This window comes from Cereibacter sediminicola (assembly GCF_007668225.1).
Classification (GTDB): Bacteria; Pseudomonadota; Alphaproteobacteria; order Rhodobacterales; family Rhodobacteraceae; genus Cereibacter_A; species Cereibacter_A azotoformans.
Genome location: NZ_VDEK01000016.1, coordinates 72,492 through 80,325, shown reverse-complemented (window position 1 = coordinate 80,325; position 7,834 = coordinate 72,492). Strand labels below are relative to the sequence as shown.

The 7,834-nt window shown below is 66.5% G+C and carries 6 protein-coding genes; 2 read left to right on the top strand and 4 right to left on the bottom strand.

Annotation, left to right across the window (positions count from 1 at the left end; all coding sequences use genetic code 11):
• Nucleotides 1-166 precede the first annotated feature (166 nt).
• Nucleotides 167-769 (top strand): YitT family protein, encoded by a 603-nt coding sequence (locus FG154_RS12245; RefSeq protein ID WP_145108151.1) that lies wholly within the window; start codon nucleotides 167-169, stop codon nucleotides 767-769.
• A gap of 98 nt (nucleotides 770-867) precedes the next feature.
• Entirely contained in the window at nucleotides 868-2,688 is a 1,821-nt protein-coding gene (gene typA / locus FG154_RS12240; protein WP_145108149.1) for a translational GTPase TypA, read from the top strand.
• 34 nt (nucleotides 2,689-2,722) lie between these two features.
• Here the strand turns inward: typA and FG154_RS12235 are convergent, their stop codons facing one another.
• The 4 genes from FG154_RS12235 to recA form a co-directional block, all read right to left on the bottom strand.
• A complete protein-coding gene (locus FG154_RS12235; RefSeq protein ID WP_145108146.1) occupies nucleotides 2,723-3,517 on the bottom strand; it encodes a class II glutamine amidotransferase in 795 nt (264 codons plus the stop codon).
• Nucleotides 3,518-3,669: 152 nt separating this feature from the next.
• Nucleotides 3,670-3,960 (bottom strand): DUF1330 domain-containing protein, encoded by a 291-nt coding sequence (locus FG154_RS12230; RefSeq protein WP_101341776.1) that lies wholly within the window; start codon nucleotides 3,958-3,960, stop codon nucleotides 3,670-3,672.
• A gap of 1 nt (nucleotide 3,961) precedes the next feature.
• Complete coding sequence (gene alaS / locus FG154_RS12225) at nucleotides 3,962-6,613, bottom strand: alanine--tRNA ligase (RefSeq protein ID WP_145108144.1); 2,652 nt, start codon at nucleotides 6,611-6,613, stop codon at nucleotides 3,962-3,964.
• Between the two features lie 87 nt (nucleotides 6,614-6,700).
• Entirely contained in the window at nucleotides 6,701-7,774 is a 1,074-nt protein-coding gene (gene recA / locus FG154_RS12220) for a recombinase RecA (RefSeq protein ID WP_145108142.1), read from the bottom strand.
• Between the last annotated feature and the right edge of the window lie 60 nt (nucleotides 7,775-7,834).

The window sequence follows — 7,834 nt, the reverse complement described above, 5'->3', positions numbered from 1 at the left end:
ACCCCCCGAGGATATTTTTCCGGAGTGAAAGGGCGAAGGGGCCGGCCTTCCGTGGGCGCGCCGCTCGTGCGGTTGTTCCGGCTGATGTTCGCCAGTGGGGTGGCTGTTGGGGGGCTTTGGCTGAGGGGGCGAGGCCTCTTCCCCCAGCTTACCGATGGATCCTGTGATGATTGAGACGTCCGCCCACACCAAGCTCGATGATGCGCAGGCCCTTGCCTATGGCTGCACGATGGCCGCCTTCGGAATCACCATCCTCACGCATCTTGGCCTGGTGACGGGCCAGACGGCGGGCCTTGCCGTTCTGATCTCCTATGTGACCGGATGGGGCTTTGCGCCGGTCTTCTTCGTGATCAACATCCCCTTCTACTGGCTGGGCTACCGACGGATGGGGCCGGCCTTCACGATCAAGACCTTCCTGTCGGTGGCGCTGCTGTCGGCACTCGCCCAGGTCATGCCCCAGTGGATCTCGTTCGCGCATCTGGACCCGGCCTTCGGGGCGGTGCTGTTCGGTCTGACCTCGGGCTCTGCGCTGCTTGCGCTCTTCCGGCACGGGGCGAGCCTTGGCGGAATCGGGATCCTTGCCCTCTATCTGCAGGACAGGACCGGCTTTCGCGCCGGCTGGACCCAGCTCGCCTTCGATGCCGTGCTCTTTGCCGTGGCGCTCATGCTGCGGGAGTGGCCGCTTGTCGCCTGGTCCTTCCTCGGCGCACTGGTCGTGAACCTGGTGATCGCGATCAACCACCGACGTGATCGCTATATCGCGACCTGAGGCTTCTTCTCCGCTGTGCCGGAAAACTCTGGCCTTTCTGCGCTGCGTCATGTAACGCCGCGCACGAACCCCTGATCCCTACCCGAGAGAGTACCCCGATGGAGCTTCGCAACATCGCCATCATCGCGCACGTCGACCATGGCAAGACGACCCTCGTGGACGAGCTCCTCAAGCAGTCCGGCGCCTTCCGCGACAACCAGGCCGTGGCCGAGCGCGCGATGGACAGCAACGACATCGAACGCGAGCGCGGGATCACCATCCTGGCGAAATGCACCTCGCTGGAATGGGCGGGAAAGCGCATCAACATCGTCGACACCCCCGGTCACGCCGATTTCGGCGGCGAGGTCGAGCGCATCCTGAACATGGTCGATGGCGTGGTGCTGCTGGTGGACGCCGCCGAAGGGCCGATGCCGCAGACCAAGTTCGTGACCTCGAAGGCGCTGGCGCTGGGGCTGCGGCCGATCGTGGTGCTGAACAAGGTCGACAAGCCCGACGCCGAGCCCGACCGCGCGCTGAACGAGGTCTTCGACCTCTTCGCCAACCTCGGCGCGGATGACGATCAGCTCGATTTTCCGGTACTTTACGCCTCGGGCCGCTCGGGCTGGGCCGATGAGCAGCTCGACGGGCCGCGCAAGGATCTGTCGGCCCTGTACGAGCTGGTGCTGCGCCATGTGCCGGCGCCGAAACAGCTCGCCGCCCGCGACGAGCCCTTCCGCATGCTGGCCACCACCCTCTCGGCCGACCCGTTCATCGGCCGCATCCTGACCGGACGGGTCGAGGCCGGCACGGTCAAGGCAGGCGACACGCTCAAGGCGCTGTCGCGCACCGGCGACCGGATCGAGCAGTTCCGGGTGTCGAAGGTGCTGGCCTTCCGCGGCCTCTCGCAGACGCCGATTGACGTTGGCGAGGCGGGCGACATCGTGACCCTGGCCGGCATGTCCAAGGCAACCGTGGCCGACACGCTCTGCGCGCCCGAGGTCGATGTGCCGCTGCCGGCCCAGCCGATCGACCCGCCCACAATCTCGGTCACCTTCGGGATCAACGATTCGCCCCTCGCCGGCAAGGACGGCAACAAGGTCCAGTCGCGGGTGATCCGCGAGCGGCTGATGAAGGAGGCCGAGATCAACGTCGCGATCAAGGTCACCGACACGCCCGGCGGCGAGGCCTTCGAGGTTGCGGGCCGGGGTGAATTGCAGATGGGCGTGCTGATCGAGAACATGCGCCGCGAGGGGTTTGAACTGTCGATCTCGCGTCCGCGCGTGCTGTTCCGGGAAGAGAACGGCCAGCGGATGGAGCCGATCGAGGAAGTCACCATCGACGTGGATGACGAATTCACCGGTGCGGTGATCGAAAAGCTGACCGGGCCGCGCAAGGGCGAGCTGGTCGAGATGAAGCCTGCGGGCGCCGGCAAGACCCGGATCATCGCGCATGTCCCCTCGCGCGGGCTGATCGGCTACCACGGCCAGTTCCTGACCGACACCCGTGGCACGGGCGTCCTGAACCGCGTCTTCCACGAGTGGGCGGCCCACAAGGGCCCGATCGAGGGCCGCCGCGTCGGCGTGCTGGTCTCGATGGAAAACGGCAGCTCGGTCCCCTATGCGCTCTGGAACCTCGAGGAGCGGGGTCATCTCTTCATCGGCGCGCAGGAAGCCGTCTATGTCGGCATGATCATCGGCGAGCACTCGCGCGAGAACGATCTCGAGGTGAACCCGCTGAAGGGCAAGAAGCTCACCAACGTCCGCGCCTCGGGCACGGACGAGGCCGTGCGCCTCACCCCCCCCGTGCGGCTCTCGCTCGAACAGGCGATTGCCTACATCGATGATGACGAACTCGTCGAGGTGACGCCCAAGATCGTGCGGATGCGCAAGCGCCATCTCGATCCGCATGAGCGCAAGCGCGCCGCGAAGGCCGCGGAGTGACGGAGGGCGCCCCCGCGGCGCCCTTTTTCATTCCTCAGGCCGCTTCGGCCAGGGCGGCGGGTCGGAAAGGCTCGATCCTGACCGTCTCACCCTCGAAGGTGCAGAACGATGCGGGGGCAACGGGCAGCCAGTCGCCCTCGTCCTGCTCGAGCGGCTCGGACACGACCGCCCGGCCACCGCGCCGCAGGCTCCAGCGGTGATAGAGCGTCGGCGCCTGATCGTCCGAGGCATAGCGCACCGCATGAAGCCGCTCGCCGTCCGAGAGCGCCGCCGTGAGGCGGATGTGGGGGACGTTCCCCTTCTCGCGCGAGAGCCGCTCCAGCCGCTGAACCGCCCGCTCGAGCGCGCCCTTCGGATCCTGCTCGAGCCCCTCGGCCAGGGCCACGAGGAACAGCACCTCGCTGTCCGTGGCCCCCTTGCGGTGCCCGTAGAGCGCCTCCGGGATCAGCATGTCGGCGTCGCGCCGGAACAGGTCGTAGCCGCCGACCTGTCCGTTGTGCATGAAGCTCCAGCGGCCGACCACGAACGGGTGGCAGTTGTTGCGGCTGGTGGCGGTGCCGGTCGAGGCGCGGACATGCGCGAGGAACAGGCCCGACTTCACCTGCGCGGTCAGGCTGCGTAGGTTCGGATCGCTCCAGGCCGGATAGACGTCGCGATAGAGCCCCGGCTCGGTCCGCTCGCCATACCAGGCGATGCCGAAGCCGTCCGCGTTGATCGCGGTGCCACATTCGGTCGCGCAGTGGCTCTGGTGGATGAGGGAGTGTCCGGGGCGGCTGACGACTTCCTCGAGGAAGATCGGCGCCCCGATGTAGGCAGCCCAACGGCACATGATCAACGCGCTCCGCCAGCGCGCAGCGGTTTCGGCATGATCGCCCTGCCCCATCTACTGCTCGTGGTCACGATATCCCAGACCACGAGCCGTCGCATCATGAAACCGTTACGAAAGCGCCCCCCGCGACAGAGAGCGCAGGAGCCGGGCCGTCACTCGACCTCTTCGACCACCACGAGGTCCCGGACCGAGGCCCCGCGCGCATGATCGAGCGCCGCCTGATATTCGGCCGAGTGGTAGCAGGCCACCGCCGCTTCGACCGAGGGAAAGCGCGCGACGACGTTGCGGGACCGGTCTCGTCCCTCAAGCTGCACATGGCGGCCGCCGCGGGCAAGGAAGACACCCCCATGCGCGGCAATCGCCGGCCCTGCGCCCTTGGCGTAGCGGCCATAGGCCTCGGCATCGGTTACGTCCACATTCGCAATCCAGAGCGCAGTCGCCATCTCAGCCTCCGATCACCGCTTCAACCGCGCGAATGGCCGCTTCGGCCTGCGACGCGTCGGCCGCACCCGCCTGCGCCATGTCCGGCCGGCCGCCGCCCCCGCGCCCGCCAAGCGCCTCGGCCGCGGCCCTGACCAGCGCCACCGCCGACAGCCGGTCGGTCAGGTCCGGCGTGACACCGGCGGCCAGAGCCGCCTTGCCCGCGGTGTCCGAGATCAGGAGCACGGCGCCAGAGCCCACGCGCGCCTTCATCTCGTCGATGAGCCCCGGCATGTCCTTGCCCGGCACGCCCTGGACGATCTGGGCGAGGAACTTCACGCCGCCGATGTCCTTGGCCTCGGCTGCCGCACCGCCCCCCATCGCCGCCTCGCGGCGCAACTGCGCCACCTCGTTCTGGAGCTGCCGACGCTCATCCACCAGCGCCTTGACGCGGTCCACCAGCTCGGCCGGAGACGCCTTCAGGGTGGCCGCCACCTCGGCCAGCCGCTTCATCTGCTCGTTGAGATGGGCCAGTGCGCCCTCCCCGGTCAGCGCCTCGATCCGACGCACACCGGCGGACGAAGCCGAGTCACCAAGGATCACGCACAGGCCGATGTCACCCAGCCGCGCCACATGCGTGCCACCGCACAGTTCCAGCGAATAGGCCTGGCCGTCCGTGCCCTTGCCCGAGCCGGCGAGCGTGCCCATCGAGACCACGCGCACCTCGTCGCCGTACTTCTCGCCGAAGAGCGCCTGGGCGCCGAGCGCCCGCGCATCGTCGGGCGACATGATCCGCGTCTCGACCATTCCGTTCGAGCGGATGAACTGGTTCACCTCGGCCTCGACCGTGGCCAGTTCCTCGGCGCTGAGCGCCTTGGAGTGGCTGAAGTCGAAGCGCAGCCGGTCGGGAGCATTCAGCGAGCCCCGCTGCGCGACATGATCACCGAGCGCCCGCCGGAGCGCCTCGTGCAGGAGGTGGGTGGCCGAGTGGTTCGCGCGGATCGCCGAGCGCCGGGCGTGATCCACCTCGAGCGCCGCACCCTGACCCGGCCGGATCTCGCCCTCCGTCACTTCGGCAAAATGCAGGAAGAGCCCCTGCCCCTTTCTGACATCCGTGATCCGGGCCCGGCCCGTGTCGGTGCGCAACTCCCCCGTGTCCCCGACCTGACCGCCGGATTCGGCGTAGAAGGGGGTCTGGTTGAGGACGATCTGCACCGTCTGACCGGGCGTGGCCGAAGCGGTCTCCGCCCCGCCCGCGACGATCGCGAGGATCTGCCCCTCGGCCTTTTCCGTATCATACCCCAGGAATTCGGTCGCCCCGTGCTTCTCGGCCAGATCGAACCAGATCGCCGCATCCTTGGTCTCGCCCGAGCCGGACCAGCTGGCGCGGGCCTTGGACTTCTGCTCGGCCATCGCCGCCTCGAAGCCCGCGACATCCACCTTGCGCCCCTTTTCGCGCAGCGCGTCCTGCGTCAGGTCCAGCGGGAAACCGTAGGTGTCGTAGAGCTTGAAGGCCGCCTCGCCCGGCAGCGGCGACCCCTCCGGCAGACGATCCAGCTCGTCCTCGAGCAGCCGCAGGCCGCGGTCGAGCGTCTGGCGGAAGCGGGTCTCCTCGAGCCTCAGCGTTTCCTCGATCAGCGCCTGGCCGCGGGTCAGCTCGGGATAGGCGGCCCCCATCTGCCGAACCAGGGCGGGAACGAGGCGGTGCATCACGGGATCCTGTGCGCCCAGCAGATGGGCGTGACGCATCGCGCGGCGCATGATCCGGCGCAGCACATAGCCGCGCCCCTCGTTCGAAGGCATCACCCCGTCGGCGATCAGGAAGGAGGTCGAACGAAGATGGTCGGCAATGACGCGGTGGTGGGTCTTGCCTGTGCCGTCGGGATCGGTCGAGGTTGCATGCGCCGAAGCCTCGATCAGGCTGCGCATCAGGTCGGTGTCGTAGTTGTCATGCTTGCCCTGGAGGAGCGCGCCGATCCGTTCGAGGCCCATCCCGGTGTCGATCGACTGCTTGGGCAGCGGCGTCATCGACCCATCGGGATGCTGCTCGTTCTGCATAAAGACGAGGTTCCATATCTCGATGAACCGATCACCATCCTCATCCGCGGAGCCGGGCGGCCCGCCCCAGATCGAGGGACCGTGATCGTAGAAGATCTCGGTGCAGGGGCCGCAGGGGCCCGTCGGGCCCATCATCCAGAAATTGTCGTTGGTCGGGATGCGGATGATCCGTTCATCCGGCAGGCCCGCCACCTTCTTCCAGATCGAGGCGGCTTCGTCGTCGGTGTGATAGACGGTAACGAGCAGCTTCTCCTTGGGAATATCGAAGTCTCGGGTCAGAAGCTCCCATGCGAAGGGGATGGCCTCCGACTTGAAATAGTCGCCGAAGGAGAAGTTCCCCAGCATCTCGAAGAAGGTATGATGCCGGGCCGTGTAACCCACATTGTCCAGGTCATTGTGCTTGCCGCCCGCACGGACGCACTTCTGCGCCGTTGTCGCCCGGGTGTAGTCGCGATGCTCAAGCCCGGTGAAGCAGTTCTTGAACTGCACCATCCCCGAGTTGGTGAACATGAGCGTCGGGTCGTTGCGCGGGACGAGCGGGCTCGACTCCACGACCCTGTGCCCGTTGCGTCGGAAATAGTCGAGGAAGGTCGAGCGGATATCGTTCAAGGACGGCATGAAGGAAGCCTCTGTCGGGCGGATCTGCGGTTCGCCGTCTCGTTTAATGCTGCGCGCCGAGGCTGTCCACCTCGACGCGCAGAAGCGTTACATGTCCACCAGATCGTCGTCCTTGCCGATCTCTCCGGTCGAGAAATCGAGCCCGTGCGAGGCGCGGATCTTGTCCTCGATGTCACCTGCAACCGACGGGTTGGCCCGCAGGAAGGCCTTGGCGTTCTCGCGCCCCTGCCCGATGCGTTCGTCGCCGTAGGAATACCAGGAGCCGGATTTCTCGACAACGCCCGCCTTGACACCGAGATCGACCAGCTCACCCATCTTCGAGATGCCCTCGCCATACATGATGTCGAACTCGACCTCGCGGAACGGCGGGGCCACCTTGTTCTTCACCACCTTTACCTTGGTCGTGTTGCCGATCACATTGTCGCGGTCCTTGATCCCGCCGGTGCGGCGGATGTCGAGCCGGACAGACGCATAGAACTTCAGGGCGTTGCCGCCCGTCGTGGTCTCGGGACTGCCGAACATGACGCCGATCTTCATACGGATCTGGTTGATGAAGATCACCATACAGTTGGACCGGCCGATCGAGGCGGTCAGCTTCCGCATGGCCTGGCTCATCAGGCGGGCCTGCGAGCCCATCTGCATGTCGCCCATATCGCCCTCGATCTCGGACTTCGGCGTCAGGGCCGCGACTGAATCCACCACGATCAGGCTGACCGCGCCCGAGCGGACAAGCGTGTCCACAATCTCGAGAGCCTGCTCACCCGTGTCCGGCTGGGATATCAGAAGCTCGTCAAGATTGACCCCGAGCTTCTTGGCGTAAGCCGGATCGAGGGCGTGCTCGGCATCCACAAAGGCGCAGACGCCACCCTTCTTCTGCTCCTCCGCCACCACATGCAGCGTCAGCGTTGTCTTGCCCGAGCTTTCAGGGCCATAGATCTCGATGATCCGCCCCTTCGGCAGACCCCCGATGCCGAGAGCGATGTCGAGACCCAGCGATCCCGTCGAGGTCGCCTCGATCTCCATCACCGGGCTGTTGGCGCCCAGCTTCATGATGGAGCCCTTGCCGAACTGCCGTTCAATCTGTGCCAGCGCGCTCTCGAGCGCCTTCGCCTTGTCCATCTCGCGCCTTCCGTTCAAGTCGAGCAGGTTCGCCGTCGCCATGTCCTGTTCCTTATTTCACAGCCGCGCTGGGGCAGCAATCGCTTCGCGAGTTCACTTAAT

Coding starts and splice junctions, on each gene's coding strand:
- recA (WP_145108142.1), bottom strand. CDS start 7,774: ATGGCGACGGCGAACCTGCTCGACTTGAACGGAAGGCGCGAGATGGAC.
- alaS (WP_145108144.1), bottom strand. CDS start 6,613: ATGCCGTCCTTGAACGATATCCGCTCGACCTTCCTCGACTATTTCCGA.
- FG154_RS12230 (WP_101341776.1), bottom strand. CDS start 3,960: ATGGCGACTGCGCTCTGGATTGCGAATGTGGACGTAACCGATGCCGAG.
- typA (WP_145108149.1), top strand. CDS start 868: ATGGAGCTTCGCAACATCGCCATCATCGCGCACGTCGACCATGGCAAG.
- FG154_RS12235 (WP_145108146.1), bottom strand. CDS start 3,517: ATGTGCCGTTGGGCTGCCTACATCGGGGCGCCGATCTTCCTCGAGGAA.
- FG154_RS12245 (WP_145108151.1), top strand. CDS start 167: ATGATTGAGACGTCCGCCCACACCAAGCTCGATGATGCGCAGGCCCTT.